General features: G+C 67.6%; 21 protein-coding genes. 6 read left to right on the forward strand and 15 right to left on the reverse strand.

Going from position 1 to position 17,134, the window contains the following annotated elements:
* Positions 1-15: 15 nt before the first annotated feature.
* Complete coding sequence (locus RJT68_RS04965; protein WP_407039268.1) at positions 16-897, reverse strand: class I SAM-dependent methyltransferase; 882 nt, start codon at positions 895-897, stop codon at positions 16-18.
* The gene (locus tag RJT68_RS04970) at positions 894-1,403 is read right to left on the reverse strand and encodes an Lrp/AsnC family transcriptional regulator (RefSeq protein ID WP_407039269.1); all 510 of its coding nucleotides are present in this window, start codon (positions 1,401-1,403) and stop codon (positions 894-896) included. The genes RJT68_RS04965 and RJT68_RS04970 overlap by 4 nt, the downstream gene beginning before the upstream one ends.
* 500 nt (positions 1,404-1,903) lie before the next feature.
* Here RJT68_RS04970 and RJT68_RS04975 point away from each other — a divergent pair, with 500 nt between their 5' ends.
* The gene (locus RJT68_RS04975; protein WP_407039270.1) at positions 1,904-3,316 is read left to right on the forward strand and encodes an APC family permease; all 1,413 of its coding nucleotides are present in this window, start codon (positions 1,904-1,906) and stop codon (positions 3,314-3,316) included.
* Between the two features lie 347 nt (positions 3,317-3,663).
* On the opposite strand, the gene RJT68_RS04980 is transcribed toward RJT68_RS04975, so the two are convergent.
* The 3 genes from RJT68_RS04980 to RJT68_RS04990 form a co-directional block, all read right to left on the reverse strand.
* Complete coding sequence (locus RJT68_RS04980) at positions 3,664-4,107, reverse strand: DUF302 domain-containing protein (protein ID WP_407039271.1); 444 nt, start codon at positions 4,105-4,107, stop codon at positions 3,664-3,666.
* A gap of 115 nt (positions 4,108-4,222) precedes the next feature.
* Complete coding sequence (locus tag RJT68_RS04985) at positions 4,223-4,933, reverse strand: CPBP family glutamic-type intramembrane protease (protein ID WP_407039272.1); 711 nt, start codon at positions 4,931-4,933, stop codon at positions 4,223-4,225.
* Between the two features lie 22 nt (positions 4,934-4,955).
* Positions 4,956-5,243 (reverse strand): DUF5789 family protein, encoded by a 288-nt coding sequence (locus RJT68_RS04990; RefSeq protein ID WP_407039273.1) that lies wholly within the window; start codon positions 5,241-5,243, stop codon positions 4,956-4,958.
* A 151-nt stretch (positions 5,244-5,394) separates the two neighbouring features.
* Here RJT68_RS04990 and RJT68_RS04995 point away from each other — a divergent pair, with 151 nt between their 5' ends.
* Positions 5,395-6,306, forward strand: a complete 912-nt coding sequence (locus RJT68_RS04995) for a DUF7139 domain-containing protein (protein ID WP_407039274.1) — start codon at positions 5,395-5,397, stop codon at positions 6,304-6,306.
* Between the two features lie 209 nt (positions 6,307-6,515).
* Here RJT68_RS04995 and RJT68_RS05000 read toward each other — a convergent pair whose 3' ends face one another.
* Positions 6,516-7,346, reverse strand: coding sequence for an aldo/keto reductase (locus RJT68_RS05000; RefSeq protein WP_407039275.1), 831 nt, complete (start codon positions 7,344-7,346; stop codon positions 6,516-6,518).
* Positions 7,347-7,631: 285 nt separating this feature from the next.
* Between RJT68_RS05000 and aglJ the strand changes: the two genes are divergently transcribed.
* Positions 7,632-8,621 (forward strand): S-layer glycoprotein N-glycosyltransferase AglJ, encoded by a 990-nt coding sequence (gene aglJ, locus RJT68_RS05005; protein WP_407040325.1) that lies wholly within the window; start codon positions 7,632-7,634, stop codon positions 8,619-8,621.
* A 19-nt stretch (positions 8,622-8,640) separates the two neighbouring features.
* Here the strand turns inward: aglJ and RJT68_RS05010 are convergent, their stop codons facing one another.
* Positions 8,641-8,967, reverse strand: a complete 327-nt coding sequence (locus RJT68_RS05010; protein ID WP_407039276.1) for a DUF5789 family protein — start codon at positions 8,965-8,967, stop codon at positions 8,641-8,643.
* Positions 8,968-9,077: 110 nt separating this feature from the next.
* Here RJT68_RS05010 and RJT68_RS05015 point away from each other — a divergent pair, with 110 nt between their 5' ends.
* Complete coding sequence (locus RJT68_RS05015) at positions 9,078-9,287, forward strand: ribbon-helix-helix domain-containing protein (protein WP_407039277.1); 210 nt, start codon at positions 9,078-9,080, stop codon at positions 9,285-9,287.
* 45 nt (positions 9,288-9,332) lie between these two features.
* On the opposite strand, the gene RJT68_RS05020 is transcribed toward RJT68_RS05015, so the two are convergent.
* Complete coding sequence (locus tag RJT68_RS05020; protein ID WP_407039278.1) at positions 9,333-9,761, reverse strand: hypothetical protein; 429 nt, start codon at positions 9,759-9,761, stop codon at positions 9,333-9,335.
* Positions 9,762-9,908: 147 nt separating this feature from the next.
* Positions 9,909-10,598 carry a hypothetical protein gene (locus RJT68_RS05025; protein ID WP_407039279.1) on the reverse strand — a complete coding sequence of 230 codons (690 nt, stop codon included), beginning with the start codon at positions 10,596-10,598 and terminating at the stop codon, positions 9,909-9,911.
* A 138-nt stretch (positions 10,599-10,736) separates the two neighbouring features.
* Between RJT68_RS05025 and RJT68_RS05030 the strand changes: the two genes are divergently transcribed.
* Positions 10,737-11,453: a VOC family protein gene (locus RJT68_RS05030; RefSeq protein WP_407039280.1), complete on the forward strand. Its 717-nt coding sequence runs from the start codon at positions 10,737-10,739 to the stop codon at positions 11,451-11,453.
* Between the two features lie 40 nt (positions 11,454-11,493).
* Here the strand turns inward: RJT68_RS05030 and RJT68_RS05035 are convergent, their stop codons facing one another.
* From RJT68_RS05035 to RJT68_RS05055, 5 genes are all read right to left on the reverse strand, one after another.
* Positions 11,494-11,883: a DUF7344 domain-containing protein gene (locus tag RJT68_RS05035; protein WP_407039281.1), complete on the reverse strand. Its 390-nt coding sequence runs from the start codon at positions 11,881-11,883 to the stop codon at positions 11,494-11,496.
* Positions 11,884-11,973: 90 nt separating this feature from the next.
* Positions 11,974-12,633 (reverse strand): helix-turn-helix domain-containing protein, encoded by a 660-nt coding sequence (locus RJT68_RS05040; protein ID WP_407039282.1) that lies wholly within the window; start codon positions 12,631-12,633, stop codon positions 11,974-11,976.
* Between the two features lie 224 nt (positions 12,634-12,857).
* A complete protein-coding gene (locus tag RJT68_RS05045) occupies positions 12,858-13,148 on the reverse strand; it encodes a DUF5779 family protein (protein WP_407039283.1) in 291 nt (96 codons plus the stop codon).
* A 146-nt stretch (positions 13,149-13,294) separates the two neighbouring features.
* Positions 13,295-14,674: an NAD(P)/FAD-dependent oxidoreductase gene (locus tag RJT68_RS05050; RefSeq protein WP_407039284.1), complete on the reverse strand. Its 1,380-nt coding sequence runs from the start codon at positions 14,672-14,674 to the stop codon at positions 13,295-13,297.
* Between the two features lie 129 nt (positions 14,675-14,803).
* On the reverse strand, positions 14,804-15,259 hold the full coding sequence (locus RJT68_RS05055; RefSeq protein WP_407039285.1) for an arsenate-mycothiol transferase ArsC: 456 nt from the start codon (positions 15,257-15,259) through the stop codon (positions 14,804-14,806).
* Between the two features lie 194 nt (positions 15,260-15,453).
* Here RJT68_RS05055 and RJT68_RS05060 point away from each other — a divergent pair, with 194 nt between their 5' ends.
* The gene (locus RJT68_RS05060; protein ID WP_407039286.1) at positions 15,454-16,242 is read left to right on the forward strand and encodes an enoyl-CoA hydratase/isomerase family protein; all 789 of its coding nucleotides are present in this window, start codon (positions 15,454-15,456) and stop codon (positions 16,240-16,242) included.
* Positions 16,243-16,334: 92 nt separating this feature from the next.
* On the opposite strand, the gene RJT68_RS05065 is transcribed toward RJT68_RS05060, so the two are convergent.
* On the reverse strand, positions 16,335-17,081 hold the full coding sequence (locus tag RJT68_RS05065) for a chemotaxis protein CheD (protein WP_407039287.1): 747 nt from the start codon (positions 17,079-17,081) through the stop codon (positions 16,335-16,337).
* Positions 17,082-17,134: the final 53 nt, after the last annotated feature.

The following is a 17,134-nucleotide window of genomic DNA, read 5'->3' on the forward strand; positions in this document are numbered from 1 at the left end:
CCCACCCGTATTCGATCAGCGGTCGCCGTCATCCTCGACGGCGACGGCCGCGAACCGCAACCGCCGGTAGTCGGCGATCCACGTCCCCGGCTCCTCGCGGAACAGGTCCGGTCGACAGGCGTCCTCGACGGCCTCGAGGATCGCCTCGCGCTCGTCGTCGGCCACCCCCTCGAAGAAGTCCCCTGCGAACATCTCGATCCAGTTCCGAAGGCCGTCATCGCCCTCCTCGAGGTCCGTCGGCCGGTCGAACAGCCGCGCGACGCGCACCTCGAAGCCGTGAGACTCGAGCCGCGGGGCGTAGTCGCCGAACGAGGGGAAGTACCACGGGCGATCGACGTCGTATCCGCGCTCCGCGAGCGCGGTCTCGAGGGCGTTCGCGATCGTCTCGACGTTCCCGGCGCCGCCGAGTTCCGCGACGAACCGTCCCCCGGGACGGAGCGCGTCCCGGACGGACTGGAGGGCCGCGTCCTGTTCCGGGTCGTCGATCCAGTGGAGCGCCGCGTTCGAGAAGACGGCGTCGAACGGCTCGTCCCCCGCGAGGCGGGGATCGCCGGGGTCGAACTCGGTCGCGTCGGCTCGCACGAACGACAGCGACGGGTACGTCGATCGCGCCGTCTCGATCATCTCCGCGGACCGGTCGAGGCCGACGACGTCGGCCCCGCGCTCGGCGATCCCGTTCGTCAGGTGCCCGGTTCCGCAGCCGAGGTCGAGGATTCGCTCGTCCGGGTTCGGCGAGAGGTCCTCGAGGAGGGACTCGCCGTACTCGTAGACGAACGAGTGGGTGTCGTCGTAGGCGCTCGCGTCCCAGGCGGGATCGTCGCGTCGGTCGTGTCCCGCGCCGTCGGAGCGATCGGTTCGGTCCCGCTCGTCTCGAGCGGCCGGCTCCCTGCGGGTCACGATCGGTCGACGAGGACGTCCAGGAGCGTTTCGAACTCGAAGTCGTTGAGCGGGTGCGGTTCGTCTTTGCTCGTCGCGATCACGAACTTCGAACTGGTCCGCTGGATCTCGTCGATCGCCTCGTAGCTCGAGACGAGCGATTCGACCATCTCCCGGTCGGTGACGTGCGCGATGACGACGAAGTCCGTGTCACCCATGGTGAAGTACACCTGATTGACGCCCTCGATCTCGCCCAGGCGTTCCCCGACCGTCTCGTGGTATCCCTCCTCGTACGTCGCAAACACCTCCGTGATGACGGTCATCGACAGTCCGAGCTTCGAGAGGTCCATGTCGTACAGGTCGTTCGTCAGGACCCCCGCCTCTCGAAGCTGGTTGAGCCGGTAGTGGACGGTGGATTTCGGAATGCCGGTCAGCGTATCGATCTTCTCCGGACTCGTAACCCCTTCGCTCGCGATCGCTTTGAGAATACGTACGTCTTTTTCGTCCAGGTCGACGGCGTCGTCCATGGTTTGTGGTGCTCGTTGTGTAGCGTTACGCGGGACAATCATAACCGTTCCCACTGGACTAGACGAGGTTCGACGCGAAGGCGGAACGTGGAACGGCGATCGACTCGAAGGGGGGTGGGCTCGGCGATCTGTCCCCCCTGTCGGCGCGCGAGCACCGTCCCGAACGGGCCGTCAGGCGCGCCGCTCGGTCCCTTCGACGATCACGTCCGTCCCGATTCGGCCTGGTCGCTGGTGAACACGAACGGCGGGATCAACCGAAGCACGTTTCCGCGGCGTCCCGCCGACCGAACCAGAACCCCGTTCTCGTCGCAGCGAGTCTGGATCCGTTCGTCCAGTTCGGAGCGCGGGTCGGAAATCGGTCGATCGATGGTCGTACTCGAGGATACCCGTAAATGTACAAATAATTGAACGTAATCTCACACAAATGTTGATAGCAGAACCACGTCCAGGTTATATGGCTCCGATAGTATTTTATACGAAACGTTTGATGGTGAGTGTGTATGTCAAAGACAACCGATAGTGGATTAGTACGGGCGCTCTCGAGGCGGGATACGCTCGTACTGGGATTCGGCGCGATGATCGGGTGGGGGTGGATCATCCTCTCAGGCGACTGGATCGACATGGCCGGCCCCGTCGGTGCGATCGTCGCCTTCCTCGTCGGCGGGATAATGGTGGGATCGATCGCGCTCCTGTACGGCGAACTCGCGTCGGCGATGCCCCTCGCCGGCGGCGAGCACGTCTACAGTCTGCGGGCGCTCGGTCCGATCGGCGCGTTCGTCTGCACCTGGGCGATCATCTTCGGCTACGTCTCGGTGGCCGCGTTCGAAGCCGTCGCGTTCCCGTCGGCCATGGCGTATCTCGTCCCCGGGTTCGACACGCTCGAGTTGTGGTCGATCGCCGGAGAGCCGGTGTACGGAACGTGGATCCTGGTGGGCGTCGGCGGAACCGCGTTGATCACGTACCTGAACTACATCGGGATCCGCCCCGCCGCGCAGTTCCAGATCGTGATGACGCTCGTGATCGCGTTCGCGGGGGCCGTCCTCGTCGCGGGGGCGATCGTCGGCGGGCAGCCGTCGCCGGACCCGTCGTTCGGCGACGGAACGGCCGGCATCTACGCCGTGATCCTCATGGTCCCGTTCATGTTCGTGGGATTCGACGTGATCCCGCAGTCGGCCGAGGAGTCGGACGTCCCGCCGCGCGCCCTCGGCCTGCTGATTCTGGGTGCGGTCGTGCTCGCGACGGTCTTCTACCTGACCGTCATCTGGGGGGCGAGCAGGGCGCTCTCCGGATCCGAACTCGTCGACAGCACGCTCCCGGCCGCCGAAGCGATGGCGGTCCTGTTCGGCAGTGAGACGATCGGCCAACTGATGGCCCTCGCCGGCATCGCCGGCATCCTCACCAGCTGGAACGCGTTCATCATCGGCGGAAGCCGAGCGATGTACGCCCTCGCCGAGAGCGGCATGCTCCCCGAGCCGCTCGCGAAGATCCACCCCGAGTACAACACGCCCAGTAACGCCGTCCTCCTGATCGGGGGCCTCTCCGCGCTCGCGCCGTTCTTCGGCGAACAGATGCTCGGCTGGATCGTCAACGCCGGCGGCATCGGCATCGTCTTCGCGTGGTTGCTCGTCGCCGTCTCCTTCCTCGTGCTCCGCCAGCGCGAACCCGAGATGGCCCGCCCGTACGAGGTTCCGGCCGGACGGGCCATCGGCGTCTTCGGTCTCGTCCTCTCGGCGTTCTTCGTCTACCTCTACCTTCCGGGCGGCGAATCCGCGCTGGCGTGGCCCCACGAGTGGCTGATCGTCCTCGGCTGGTGCGTCCTCGGCGTCGTCCTCTACGCGGTCTCCGAGGGCCACTCCGAGGAACACGCGCAGGAGGCGATCAGGCGGCTCGAGCACCTCGAGGAGGAGTCGTAGCGCCGTTTCAGGGACGTCGCGGCGGTCTCTCGGTCTCGCAGTACGTTTTCGGACCCGATTCCGCCTTCGGAGCCGGCGCTACGGACGAACCCTCGAGTGACTCTCGCGGAAGCGTCTCCGGCGAACCGCAGGGGTCGACTTTGCCTCCTCGAACGACGACCGTGGAACGGTCTCGAGTAACGGACGCTATCTCGAGCGGCGAGCGTTCGCTGCCGACGAGGAGACCGCGGGGGCTCGGAGTACCGTCGACGATGCATCGACGTCCAACGGGTGAACGCACCGCGCTCGAGGCCGAGGATCGGTTCCGAGTGAGGACCGGTTCGAGCGAGAGTTGGGAACCCGGCCAGTCACAGGTTCGAGTACGCGTCCTCGACCATCGCGCTCGTCTCGTCGACGATCTCCTGCCAGTGGTCGTCGTTCGGTGCCATCCCGAGCAGCCTGGCGATCTTCATGATCGAGACGTGGAAGACGACCTGTCGTCCCGGCTCTTCCTCCCAGATGACGACGTTGCAGGGGAACAGGCCACCCATAGCCTTCGTGACGTCGAGGACGCGATCGGCGATCTCCGGGTTGCACGCCCCGAGCACGTAGTAGGGATCGCGGTCGGCGTCGACCTTCTCGTTCAACAGCTCCGACGGGGAGAACTCCGTCGGCACGCCGAAGCCCGCCTCGGTGAACACCTCGCGGACGTGTTCGATCGCCTCCTCGTGGTCCATCTCGAGGATCGCGCGCCGTTCGCCGTAGTCTTCGGAATCGATCTCCGTGGGGTCGATGGGGAGGTCTGCGCTCATGCGCGACGATTCGACCGCCCGCGTCTTAATCTGTCCCGCTTCGGAGCGCCTTGATTCGTCCCGCTTCGGAGCGCCTTGATTCGTCCCGCTTCGGATCGACCCTCGCGGGTTCCGCCTAGGCGAGCAGCGACAGCGGAACCGGAACCCACTCGAGCGCGCGCACCGCCGGCGTCGGGTCGAACAGCGGGTCGTGGAGGACGAGCCAGTCGAGGAGGACTAGCCCCGCGCCGTGGGCGATCACCGAGGGGAGGATCGAGTCGGACCGGTAGTCGACCGCGCCGAACAGCACGTCGGTCGGGCCGGAGAGGAGGAACTCGAGGGGCGGCTTCGAGGAGTGGTGGATCATGTAGAGGACGGGGCTGATGAACACGGCCTTGAATCCGATCTCCCTGACGCCCACGCAGAGCAGCCCCCGGTAGTAGGTCTCGGAGGCCAGCGCGAGGGTGAACAGCTTGATCGCGTGGGGGACGAACTCGCCCGGGGCGGCCGTCGTCTGCCAGATCGGGTAGTACTCGCGGATCATCGGCAGCGTCGAGCCGACGAGGTAGAAGGGGAGGACGAACAGCGCGAGCAGGATCGCGTTCCGGATCGCGACGCGGTCGACCCGCCAACCGATGCGTCGGCCGTGTGAGAGCCCCAGCGCGAGCGGTCCGGCGATCAAAATCAGGCCGTCGACGACGACCCGCTCGTCGATCCCCCGCGGGACGTAGCGCATCCAGAGGAGCGTGAAGACGGCGCCGGCTAGCAGGGATCGCTGTACCCACGTCAACCGGTCGAGTCGGCCGCGCAGCCGACTCGCGATTCGTCGCCCCTCCTCGGCGGCCACGGTTACGCCCGGTCCCCCGGCATCACTCCTCCGCGGTCGGGATCGGGCCGGTTCCGATCGCGTCGCGGACGCGGCGTTCGAACTCCTGGCGCCGGCTGAAGTAGGTCTCGTCGACCTCCTCGAGCACCGCCGACAGCTCGCGGGGCCCGTCGGGCGTCCGGATCACGCGCTCACCCTCGAGGCGGTCGACCTCGCTCTTCTCCTTCGGCCACGTCAGCCGGGAGGCGACGCGAGCGAGGGGTGCTCCCTCGACCGGGGCCCCCTCGCCGAGTTCGACCGCGGGTTCCGCATCTTCGTCCTCGTCGCTCATGCGATGTGAGTTCTCGAGCCGATCGATTCAACCTTTCGTTTCGACCGGTGACGTCGCGGCGCGGACCGGCGACGACCGGCGGATCGGACACCTCTACTTCTTGAAACGTGTCTGACGTATCGTTTTGTGGGGGGAGTACGAAGACGGGTCCATGACCAGTCTAACGGAGGTGTACCGGGGAAAGAAGCGAGAGGTGTCGAACCCCAAACGGCTCTACGCGGGGATGGCGCTCGTGTTTCTCGGGGCCCTCCTCGTCGTCGTCGCGCTCCTCGTCGCCGCGACCGACCTCTTCGCGGGATTCGTCGCGGACAGCTACGAGGCCGTCAAGTACGCTGGCGTGCTCGCCGGGGTCGGCGTACCGGCGACCCTCATCGGCGTCTTCACCGTCCTCCCCGCCGGTCGTCGGGTTCGCGCCGCCGCGGCGATCAGCGCGAGTCTCTGCATGCTCGGCGTCGCGCTCTTCTGGCACGCCTACCCCCACCACTGGCGCGGCTACGGCGACGACCTGACCCTCCACGTCTCCGCCGTCTACCTCCTCGGCCTGTTCACGGCGATCTGGTGTCTGTTCACCGCCGTCGTCAACTTCAAGACCCGGAACGACCCCGGCGGCACCCTCGAGATGACCGTCACGCGAGAGGGCGAGACGAAGGTCGTCGAAGTCGAACGCGAGCGGTCGACGGGGCTGGGCGGTATCGGCTTCCTCGGGAGCACTCCCGACGGAGAGGTCGAAACCCAGACGAACGATCCGGATTCGTCCGCGTTCACCTACGACGAGCGCTCGAGCGGCGCCGGAACTGGACTCGGATCCCGCTCGCGGGCGGCGACCAGCGACGGCGGCACGTCGACGCAGGACCTCTCCTCGCCGCTCGACGCGGACGCCGAGATCGTCGACGACCGCCCCTCGGCGGCCGCCGCCTCGGGCCCGACCGACCGCTACTGCGGCAACTGTCGGCACTTCGAGTACGTCCGTTCGTCGTCCGGGATCGTCCCCTACTGCGGCCGCCACGACGAGGTGATGGACGACATGGACGCCTGCGAGGAGTGGACGCCCAACCGCCGATAACGTCCCCTCCATCGATCCCCGCCGCCTCGTCCGTTCTCCCCTCTCGTCGCCTCACTCGAGCGAACGCGCTGATAGAACCTGACTCGATCGCTCGACGCTTCGATCGCGTTTCGCCTCTGAGCGCTCGTCGACCGACGATCGAACTGGGCGTGCGGTGAACGAACGAGAACGTGGCGATCCCCGTTCGAAGGTGCGGAACGCGTCCGGCCTCAGTTCCAGGGCGCGAACGACGGATCCACCTGTCGATCCGTCTCCTCGATCGAGTCGATCTTCCGGACGTCCTCGTCGTCGAGCTCGAGCGCCAGCGACTCCCAGTTGTCGCGGATGTGCTCCTCGCCGGTGGCCTTCGGAATCGCGGCGGCGCCCTTTTCGCGGAGCCACGCGAGGCTCACCTGGGCCTCGGTGGCGTCGTGCTCGTCGGCGACCTCGCGGATCTCTGGTCGGTCGAAGACCGCCCCGCGGGCCAGCGGAGAGTAGGCCACGACCTGGACGTCGTAGTTCTCGCAGGCCTCGCGGACGTCCTCCTGGGGCAACAACGGGTGCATCTCGACCTGGTTGGCCACGATCGGCGCGTCGCAGACGTCGAGGGCCACCTCGAGGTCCGTCGGTTCGAAGTTGCTCACGCCGACGGCGTCGATCAGCCCCTCGTCGTGGAGTTCGGCGAACGCCGGGAGGGTCTCCTCCGGGTCGTAGGCGTCGGCCGGCCAGTGAACGTACAGCAGGTCCACCGAGTCGACGCCGAGGCGGTCGACGCTCGCGCGCGCCGTCTCGAGGACGTCGTCGTGGGCGAGGTTCGAGGTCCACACCTTGGTGGCGAGGAAGACCTCCTCGCGGTCGACGTCGGCCCGCGCGATGCCCTCGCCGACGGCTTCCTCGTTGTCGTAGGCCTGGGCGGTGTCGACGTGCCGGTAGCCCGCCTCGAGGGCCGTCCGGACGCTCTCGGCGCACTGGTCGGGATCATCGTTCTGCCACGTTCCGAGGCCGAGCACGGGGATGCCGTTCACGGTCGGACACGCGTCTGGCGGTAGTGATTCCGTCATGGTCGGGCGTTGGCCCCTGACGAAAAAGGGCGTTCGGGTACCGGTGAGGGATTCTGGATGGTGATCGATCCCACGGCGTCACCGTGAGTCGCCTCGGGGTCAAGCCCGGGGAACTCGCCGTGGCCACTGATAAAATGGCGGGAGAATCGACCAGTACCCTTATGCGGTCTGCTAGGGGAGTCTGTGGCGATGGAGGATGTTGCGGCCCGCGTCGACTCGAGCGGTCGTGAACGTGACGACGACGAACGCGCGAACGGTCGAGAGCGCGGGACCGAGGTCGTTTCGATGAGCGAACGAACGCGGGACGCCGAGGTCTCGCCGGACGACGTGTGCGTCCTGATTCCGACGCTCGAGGAGGAGGCGACGATCGGCGACGTCGTCGACGGGTTCTACGAGGAAGGGTACACGAACGTCCTCGTGGTCGACGGCGATTCCGAGGATCGGACCCGTGAAATCGCACGCGAGCGCGGCGCGCGCGTCCTGGTCCAGTCCGGCAGCGGCAAGGGACAGGCCGTCCGCGAGGCGATCGAGTACGTCGACGTCCCCTACGTGTTGATGGTCGACGGCGACGGGACGTACGACCCGGCGGACGCGGATCGGATGCTCGAGCCCCTCGCCGCGGGGTACGAGCACGTGATCGGGAACCGATTCGCGAACATGGAGGACGACGCGATGCGGGCGCTCAACGGGTTCGGCAACCGGATGATCAACCGGGCGTTCCGGTTCATCCACCGCGCCGAGTACGACGACATCCTCTCGGGCTATCGGGCGTTCACGGTCGACTCGTTCGAGCGACTCTCGCTCGACTCCGACGGCTTCACGATCGAGACCGAACTGGCGGTCGAGTGCGCCAAACACGGCGTCGACACGACCGTGGTACCGGTCAGGTACAGCGCGCGCCCCGAGGAGTCGGAGACGAACCTCCACCCGCTCAGGGACGGCGGTACGATCGTCCTCGCGCTGTACTCGCTGGCGAAGACCAGCAATCCCCTGTTCTACTTCGGGAGCCTCGGCGTCCTCGGCGTCCTCCTCGGGAGCCTCGTGGCGCTCTACGTGCTCCTGGAGTGGGTCTGGTACAGTACGAGCCACGAGGTGCTCGCCATGGTGGCTGCCGCGGGTATCATCCTCGGCGTCCAGCTGCTGATGTTCGGCGTCCTCTCGGACATGATCGTCGCCCTCCACCGCGAGCAGCGCCAGCGCCTGGAGCGGATGGTGCGCGAGGCCAGCGCCGACGGCGACGGAAACCGAGACGGCGACGCCGCCGGCGACGAGTGATTCGCTGGCGCGGCGCCGATCAGAAGGGGAGCAGCGATCGAACCTGCGAAACCACGGTTCCCGAGTGTTTCCGACGGTGCTCCTCGAACGGTTCGTGCAGCGCGTTCAGCAGTTCCTGTCGGCTTTCGAAGCGGTTTCGATCGACCTCCTCGAGCATCTCCCCGAGGGAGACCGTGTTCCCGTTCGGCTCGTATGGCACCCGCTCGTGGCCGAGCTCAGCCGCCACGTCGTCGCTCGAGGCGGGAAAGGACAGGTCGGACCGCCTGAGTCGCGCGTCGACTGCGGCGATGCCGAACTCGATACCTTCTGGATCGTCGTCGTCGTTCGATGGCGGTCTCACTCCCATACGCTGCGGTACGTGGCCCAGCCAATAAAATCGCTGTGCACGAGCGACGTCGCGGGCGGGCCGAACGCCGACAACCCTTTCATCGCTCCACCGGAGATACGAACACGATCATGACCGAGTACACGACGGTTTCGATCCCGAAGGACCTCGCCGAACGGGTCGAGGAGACGATCGAGGGGACGAGCTTCCAGAGCACGAGCGACCTCGTGCGCTTCCTGCTGCGCAGCATCGTCATCCAGCACCAGCAGTCGGGCCAGCTCACGGAGGCGGAGTTCGAACAGATCGCCGAGCAGTTGAAAGGGCTCGGCTACCTCGAGTGAGCGCCGTCGCTCGATCGGCCGTCACGAACGGTCGCCCGTTCGTCGTCACTCGACCAGCCACTCCTCGGGCGGTTCCGCGTCGAGGATCTCGAGGGGGAGGCGGTCGCCGGAGCGCTCGAAGGCGCCGAAGCTCTCCTCGTTCGTCCCCCACGGCGGCACGGCGACGAAGACGACCTGCGCGAGGTCGTCCCGGCGGCTGACCGAGAGTTCGCCGACCGGATGGGAGACGAACCGCCCCTGGGCCCCTCGCGCTGGCGTCGAGAGGTCGACGCCGAAGACGAAGGTGATCGAACTGCCGATCTCCGGGAGGACGAAGTGTGTGAACACCGGCGTCTTCGGGGGAAGGGCGTCGGCGTCCGCGCCCTCGAGGTCGCCCGCCGGCGTGACCGAGACGCCCGTGCTGATCTGATCTGGATCGGCGTCGCTGGCGAGACCGAGCAGGACGTCGGCGAGACCGCGCGTGATGTAGACCACGATCGGTCGAACGTTGGTGCGGAACGAAGTTAGCTGTACGCCTCGAGCGTGGGGGCCGTCTCGAGCGTTGGCGCGCGCGGTCCGACGGTACCGATGCGCACGCCCGACACCGACCGGGGGATCAGAACGGCAGCGCCCGCCAGGGGATCAGAACGGCAGCGCCCGCCAGGCCGTCTCCGCGTACGCCCGCGGTAACCGCTTTCGGGCGTTCGAAAGGGCGCGCTCGAGGGCGACGTCGGCGTTCCAGAAGATCCCACCGCCGTGCCCGACGAGGATGCGCTCCGGGTCCAGTCCGTCGAAGGCCTCCCGCGGCGGGAAGAGTCGCTGCATCGGGTGGACGCCGAGGCGTTCGGAGCCGGCGCGGAAGTACTCGACCGTCCCGACGGTCTCGCCGACGAGGAGCGTGCCGTCGTCGGGATCGAAGAGGGCGGCTTCCTGCCAGAGGCGGTTGTTCCGCACCACGCGCGTCTCGAGCCCGGTGTCGAGGAGTTCGGCGCCGAACCGCCCCACCGGCGTCTCCGGATCGAGCTCCTCGGCCACCCCCTCGAAGAAGTCGGGAAGGTAGACGGGGACGTCGTGGCGCTCGGCGATCGCCGCCGCGTCGCGCGTGTGGTTGTTGAACAGCACGACGACGCCGCGCACGTCGCCGAACTCCGCAAAGAGGTCGTCCACGCCCTCTGCGTCGACGGGGTCGAACACCCAGACCTCGCCGTCTACCTCGAGGGCGTGGCTCGCCCGTCGCATGTGTTCTTCGGGGTGGGCGATCCACCCCACGCCGCGGTCGAAGCGGTCGATCTCGTCGAAGTCGTTTGCCCGTTCGTCGATGCGTAGCGCCATCGTTCTCACGTCCCTCTTCGCACCTCAGCGACATAAACGCCGGCTATCGGGCGGCGAGTCGGTGCCGCTCCCCTCGGACCGTCGATCCGAGCGCCCGTCGGCGACGCCTCTTTGGTACCGACCCCCGTACGTGGCTTCATGCTCTCTCGACTGGCCTGGCTCGCGCTCGAGGTCAAGTACCTCGAGGAGGCGCGGTCGTTCTACGAGGGGACGCTCTCGATGACGGTTCGATCGGCCGCGGCGGACGAACTCACCCTGGCCGCCGGCGGGACCGACCTCGTGCTCCGACGTCCCGCGGGCGTCCCCCGCGGCGGCCTCCACACCCACTACGCGTTCTCGATCCCCGCCGACGAGTACGGCGAGTGGTGGGACCGCCTCGAGCGGGCGTACGACGGCGACCTCGAGGAGGTGCAGTTCGGGAGCGCGAAGTCGCTCTACCTGTACGATCCCGACGGAAACTGCGTCGAACTCGGACAGCAGGACGTCGAGGGTCCGGGGATCGACGGCGTCTTCGAGGTCGTCCTCGAGGTCGAGAACCTCGAGCGCGCGGAGGCGATGTGGCGCGAGGTGGGGTTCGAGACCGTCGACCGCGGCGAGCGGCGAACGCGCGTCCGGATGAACGGGCCGATGGCGCTCGAGCTGTGGGAGCCCCAGCTGGGCATCGCGGACGCTCGAGGCGGCGTTCACGTGGATCTGGGGTTCGAGACGTCCGATCCGCTCGCGGTCGCCGACGCCCTCCGTGACCGCGCGCTGTCCGTCGACGACGCGGACGAGGATCGGGTCGTCGTCCGCGACCCCGACGGTCACCACCTGACGTTCGTTCCGTCGCCGTCGGCGGCCGACGACTCGGCGTAACCGCGTCGCGACGACGCGGACTCGCGTCGGGTTTGACTCCCTACCTCGGCTCCGACCAGCCCGGAACGGCGGCGGCGAACAGTCCGCGAAGATCGGGGACCGTCACCGATAGCTGATCGAGCAGGGGCGTGAGCGCGACGCGCTCGGTTTCCCGATCCCACGCGAGCATCCCCGTATCGTCCAGTAACGGCAGGTGTACGTGAGCGAGTTCGAGGAAGAGTTCGTGTTGCTGGTCGCTCTGGACGTCCGCGACGGGTACGTCGTACTCGAGCGCGGCGAGTTCGGCCGCCAGTCGGTGAACGGTTGCCGGTCGGCCGCGTTCGACGAGAACCTGCAGAATCGAGCGTCGACGCGAGTCGGCCAGGAGGACGAACAGCGTATCGAGAAATTCGGGGGTCGTGGCTCGTTCCAATCGAAGTCGTTCGACCATGCACGGCCACTGGCGGAGGACTACGAAAGCCCCTGATCCGGTGTAGTCATGGCCTTTATCTCGGTAGTACTGGTCGCCCTGAACATTGGCTCACGCGTTTCCCGATCGCGGGTGGCCTAACGCCGTCTCGAGGACCTTGTCCGCTCCTCGCCGCACGCGTTCGGATAGCGCCTGCACCGAGACGCCGAGTTCGTCGGCGAGTTCCTCGTACTCCACCTTGCGGGGGACTTTGAAGTAGCCCCGTTCCACGGCGAGTGAGAGCGCTTCGTACTGGGCCTCCGTGAGCCCGTAGTCGTCGCCGATCGGCGGAACGTCGTCGAGCGACGAGACCCGGTTGAGCCGAAACCGGATGCCGCGATCGGCGCAGTACTGGTTGAACGCGGCGAGTCCCGAGTGATCCCCGAACCGGATTCGAAACGACCACTCGTCGTCGCTGTGGGCCTCGAGGATGGTCGCGTCCGTCCCCGTGATCCCCGTGATCAGTTGTTCGGCGGGATCCTCCCACTCGATCTTGTACAGCGCCCGGTCGTCGTACTCGTCGAGGACGGCGATCGATTTCACGTTCTCGCTCTCGTTCATCTCGGCCTCGAACGCGCTCAGATTCGACCCGTACCCCCAGATGTACGGCATGATCCGTTTCTCGGTCGGGATGACGCGCTCGAGTTCGACCGACACGCCGGGGTGTTCGGCGATGATCTGGCCGAGGAGAAACTGGTCCGCCCGTATCGAGATTTCGGCGATCACGGTCATGGAAGTCGTATGCGCCCGGGGGTATTAGAGGCGTGCCGGACGTCGACCGTCGACCGTCGGAAGTTGGAGGTCGGAGGTCGCAGGCCGCTCCGTGTACGGGGCCCTTCCGCGACCGGGCCCACCGCGGCCAGCGTACCCGCTACCCGTCGACCGGTTGACGACCAGAACCTCGTTCATAACGGATCTTCGTCACTCGCGAGCACGTTTCGCGCGCCGAATCGGGTTCACAGCCGACTCGTGTCGACCTCGACGCCCGGCGGCGCGACGATCAGGAAGCCGCGGAAGTGGACGAGGTTGCCACCGGACTCCTTGACGTGCCGGGCGAAGCCCGTCGCCAGTTCGTTGACGTCGCCGTCGACGTACAACACGAGCACGTTCCCCTTCTCGACCGCCTCGAGTCGGTCTTCCGGCGGCGTCGTTCCGTCGAGCACGTCGAGGACGATGCTCCCCTCGATGTCGAACTCCTCGTCGATGTGTTCCTCGACCGCCCTGAGGTCGAGGTCGAATTCGCCCATGGTGCAGGCGTGGAAGGCAGACGAGAAAAACGTTCCCCACGAGTGATGTGTGGCGGACAGGTCGGCGTTCGGCGTCGCGCGTCGGGCGGTACGCTCGGCGTCGACGGACGTCGGAGCGTCGGGGGGCTGTGACCCCAGGAGGACGGTCAGTACACGTACTCGTCGGCCCCGAACTGGACGTACCGTCCCTTCCGGTAGGCGAACTTGCGCTTTCGGTAGGCGGCCAGCAGTCTGAGCGCGTCCGCGCCCGCGGAGAACTTCTTCGAGAAGAGGGCGTTCCCCTTGCTCGAGTCCTGCATCCTCGAGGCCGTCCGGAACGCCCAGTCCCAGTCGTCCGGTTCGTAGTCGGCGACGATGTCGGCGAAGGCGACGTTGCGGAGGATCTCGCTGCCGATCGCGCGCTTCCAGATGTCGTTGTAGTGGGCGAGCGAATCGGTCGCCGCGAGCCGACCGGCGATCGTTCCGGTCCGAACGGCGACGTGGTAGCCGCCCTCGTGGAACGCCGAGGTCGTGCCCATCGCGCCGCCGGCGACCGCGACGTTCGCCCGCACGGGCGAGTCTATCGGACGCGTCGAGGAGATGGGGTACGTCTCGGTGCCCTTCGACTTCCCGCGGTCCTCGACGATCGGGATGTCCTCGTCGATATCGTACTCGTCGCCGTACTCGCGTTCGAGCAGGCGGCGGAGGTACTCCGATGCGGAGGGAAGCTGTTCGTCGTCGGGCCGGAGGAGCTTGTACGACGCGGGGTTCCGGACGTCCTCGAGTCGCATCCCGATGGGCATGGTGAGGCCGACGCGGGCGACCGTGCCGTCGTTCGGAAAGATCCACGGGTAGGCCGTTTCGCCGGGGATGTAGCCCCACCAGAACTTCAGGCGGTCCTCGAACTCCGCGAACAGTTCCTCGGGGAACTCCCGGTACTCCTGGTAGGCGATGTGGTTGGCCCTCGGGGGAGAGAGGTACTCGGTCATGCTCGTCCCCGGCGGGAGGAACTGATCGAGCGTCGGGATGGTCACCCGGCGCTGGGGGCCGTCGGCGAGGATCAGGTAGTCGGCCTCGAGTTGCTCGCCGTTCGAGAGCGTCAGCGTGTGGGTCGGGCCGCCGAGCAACTCCGTCTCGACCGATTTGACGCCCGTGCCGACCCGGAGGTCCGCCCCGGCCTCCTCGGCGCGCTCGTGGAGCCAGTCGTCCATCCGTGCGCGGTGGAAGGTGTAGCCGAACTTCGGATACGAGGCGTCCATGCCGGTCGAGTCGATCTCGATGCGACTCGAGGGGCCGACGAAGTCGGTGCCCGTCAGTTCTCGCAGGATGATTTCGTCGGGGATCTCCCGGTAGTCGACGTCCATGATGTCGACCCAGTAGTCGAGCATGCCGGCGGCGTCGGTCGAGTCGGGACCGAGGCCGTCGCGGTCCTCGCGGGGGACGCCCTGTTCGAACAGCACCGTGTCGGCGCCGTGGGATGCGGCCCGTTCGGCGGCCGAGGCCCCCGCGGGTCCGCCGCCGACGATCGCGACGTCAACGCGTTCCATACTCCGTTGACACTCAGTCGCTGGTATTAAACTGCTTGAAATTCGGTTCGGCGTGGAGTTCGTGAAATCGAACGCGGTTTCAGCGCCGTCGGCTCGGAGCCCCGCGGAGACGCGTTCGACCGCGGGTCGTCAGTCCGCCGAGCGCGCGTCCTCGAGTTCGTCGAACAGGGCGTTCACCCGCGATTCGATCTCGTCGCGGATCTCCCGGACCGCCTCGGGCTCTTTCCCGTGGGGGTCCTCGAGCCCCCAGTCGCGGTTCTCGCCCGACCAGGTGGCCGGGCAGACCCCTTCGGCGGAACAGCCCATCGTGACGACGTACGCACAGCCGTCGATCTCCTCGGGCGTGATCTCTCGGGGCGTGCGGTCGCGTAGGTCGATCCCCGCGTCACGCATGGCGTCGACCACCTCGCCGTGGACGGCGTCGGCGGGGTCCGTGCCGCCGGTCACGACCTCGAGGTCCTCGAATCCCCGGGCCTCGCGTTCGCGCTCGGCGAACGCGGCGGCCATCTGCGACCGGCCGGCGTTCTGGACGCAGACGAAGGCGATTCCCGGTCCGTCTTCGTTCCGATTCGGCGTCGACGTCATCGGTTCTGGTACGATCGTGCGGCGCGGACGATGAATGGTGTGGTCCGTACGGCGTCCGATTTCGTTCTGATTCGGTCGGTCGACGGCTTCCGTCTTTCGCACGGTATCGGGCGACGATTCGACGGACGGAGCGCCTGTCGCACGGACAGCTCCTCGGCCCCTCGAATTTTCCCGGTGGCCGTCGCACGGTGCGTATGGGCTCGGAAACCCACCTTCGCGTCGACGTCGACGACGGCGTCGGCCGCATCGTCATGGACCGGCCGGAGGCGTACAACGCGATGAACGGCGAGATGGCCGACGGAATCGCCGACGCGCTCTCGAGGCTCGCCGAGGACGACGACGTCCGGGCGATCGCGCTGACCGGCACCGAGGGGACGTACAACACGGGTGCGGACCTCACGACGTTCGAGGGCGACGAGTCGGACGCCGAGCGCCTCGAGTCGCTCGCGGACTCGCTCCACGCGGGGATCGAGGCGATGATCGGCGCGCCCAAGCCGGTCGTCGCGGGGGTCAACGGCGTCGTCGCCGGGGGCGGCCTCGGCCTCGCGCTCGCGGCGGACGTCGTCCTCGTCGCCGACGACGCCCGGTTCGAGTACGCCTACCCGCGGATCGGCCTCTCCGGCGACGGCGGATCGACGTGGCTCCTGCCCCGACTCGTGGGCCGGCGCCGTGCCCAGTCGTTCGCCTTCCTCGGCGAGCCGATCGGCCCGGAGGATGCCGTCGAAATCGGCCTCGCGACCGAGGTCGTTCCCGCCGACGAGTTCGACGACAGGCTCGAGGCGGTCGCGACCGACCTCTCCTCGGGTCCGACCCGCGCCTACGGGGAGATCAAGGACCTCTTCCGGCGGTCGTCGACCAACTGCCTCGACGACCACCTCGACCTCGAGGCCGAACGCCTCGCGGGGCTCGCCGAGACCGGGGACTTCGCGCGCGGAATCGAAGCGTTTCGCGAGAAGGAGGAGCCGACGTTCGAGGGGCGGTAGGCCGCTCGAGCCGACCGGCAAACGAGGTGGGAGTCGGATCCGACGGAACCGACGAATTCGACGGTTCGGACCGCTACCCCGGCGTCGGACCGTTAGAGTACTTTCTCGTCGTTTCGGCCGGTCTTGACGAGGAGCTCGGACCGCTCCGGATCGAAGACGATCGACCTCCCCACGGAGCCGCCGTAGTCCTCGGCGACGACGTCGACGCCGTGTTCGGCGAGCGCCGCCCGGACCGCCTCGACGTTTCGCTCGCCGATCGAGCGGTCCGACTGGGAGAACTCGATCATCTCCGCGCCGCCCGCGGCTTTCGCCTTCGCCCGCGTGGGACGGCCGCCGAGCGCTTCCAACTCGGCGACGAGCCGCGCGATGCCCGTGTCGGCGAACTTCGCGTCGTTGCGCCGGCGAGCGTTCGACTCGGCCGCGTTGGGGAGCATCACGTGGACGAGGCCGCTCACGCCGGCCGACTCGTCGTAGATCGCGACGGCGAGACAGGAACCGACGCCGCTCGTCGTCAGCGGCCGCGGGCGGTCGGTCACGGCGAAGTCCGCCACGCCGACCGGAATCGGCTCGCCGTCGAGGTCCACCCCGACCTCGAGGTCGGGGTCCACCCCGGCGCCGACCGCACGACCTGCGGCCCCGTTCGCGGGAACCTCCTCCGCGTCGGGCGTCGACCGCGGCAGGAAGATCGACATCTCGGAGAGGTCCTCGAGGTCGTCGCCGGCCTCGTCTCCGTCACTGCGGTTCTCGGCGTTCATCGCTCGAGCGACGGACCGCGCCGGATCCTTCGATCCGACGCTGCGAACGGTCGAGTCGGCGTCGTCGCGGCGGCCGTCGGTCACGCCGACCCTCCCGCGCGGTGCGGTCGCTCGAGGCCTGAAACGGACGGCGGTGC

The sequence above is a fragment of the Halovalidus salilacus genome (assembly GCF_031852275.1).
Lineage (GTDB): Archaea > Halobacteriota > Halobacteria > Halobacteriales > Natrialbaceae > Halovalidus > Halovalidus salilacus.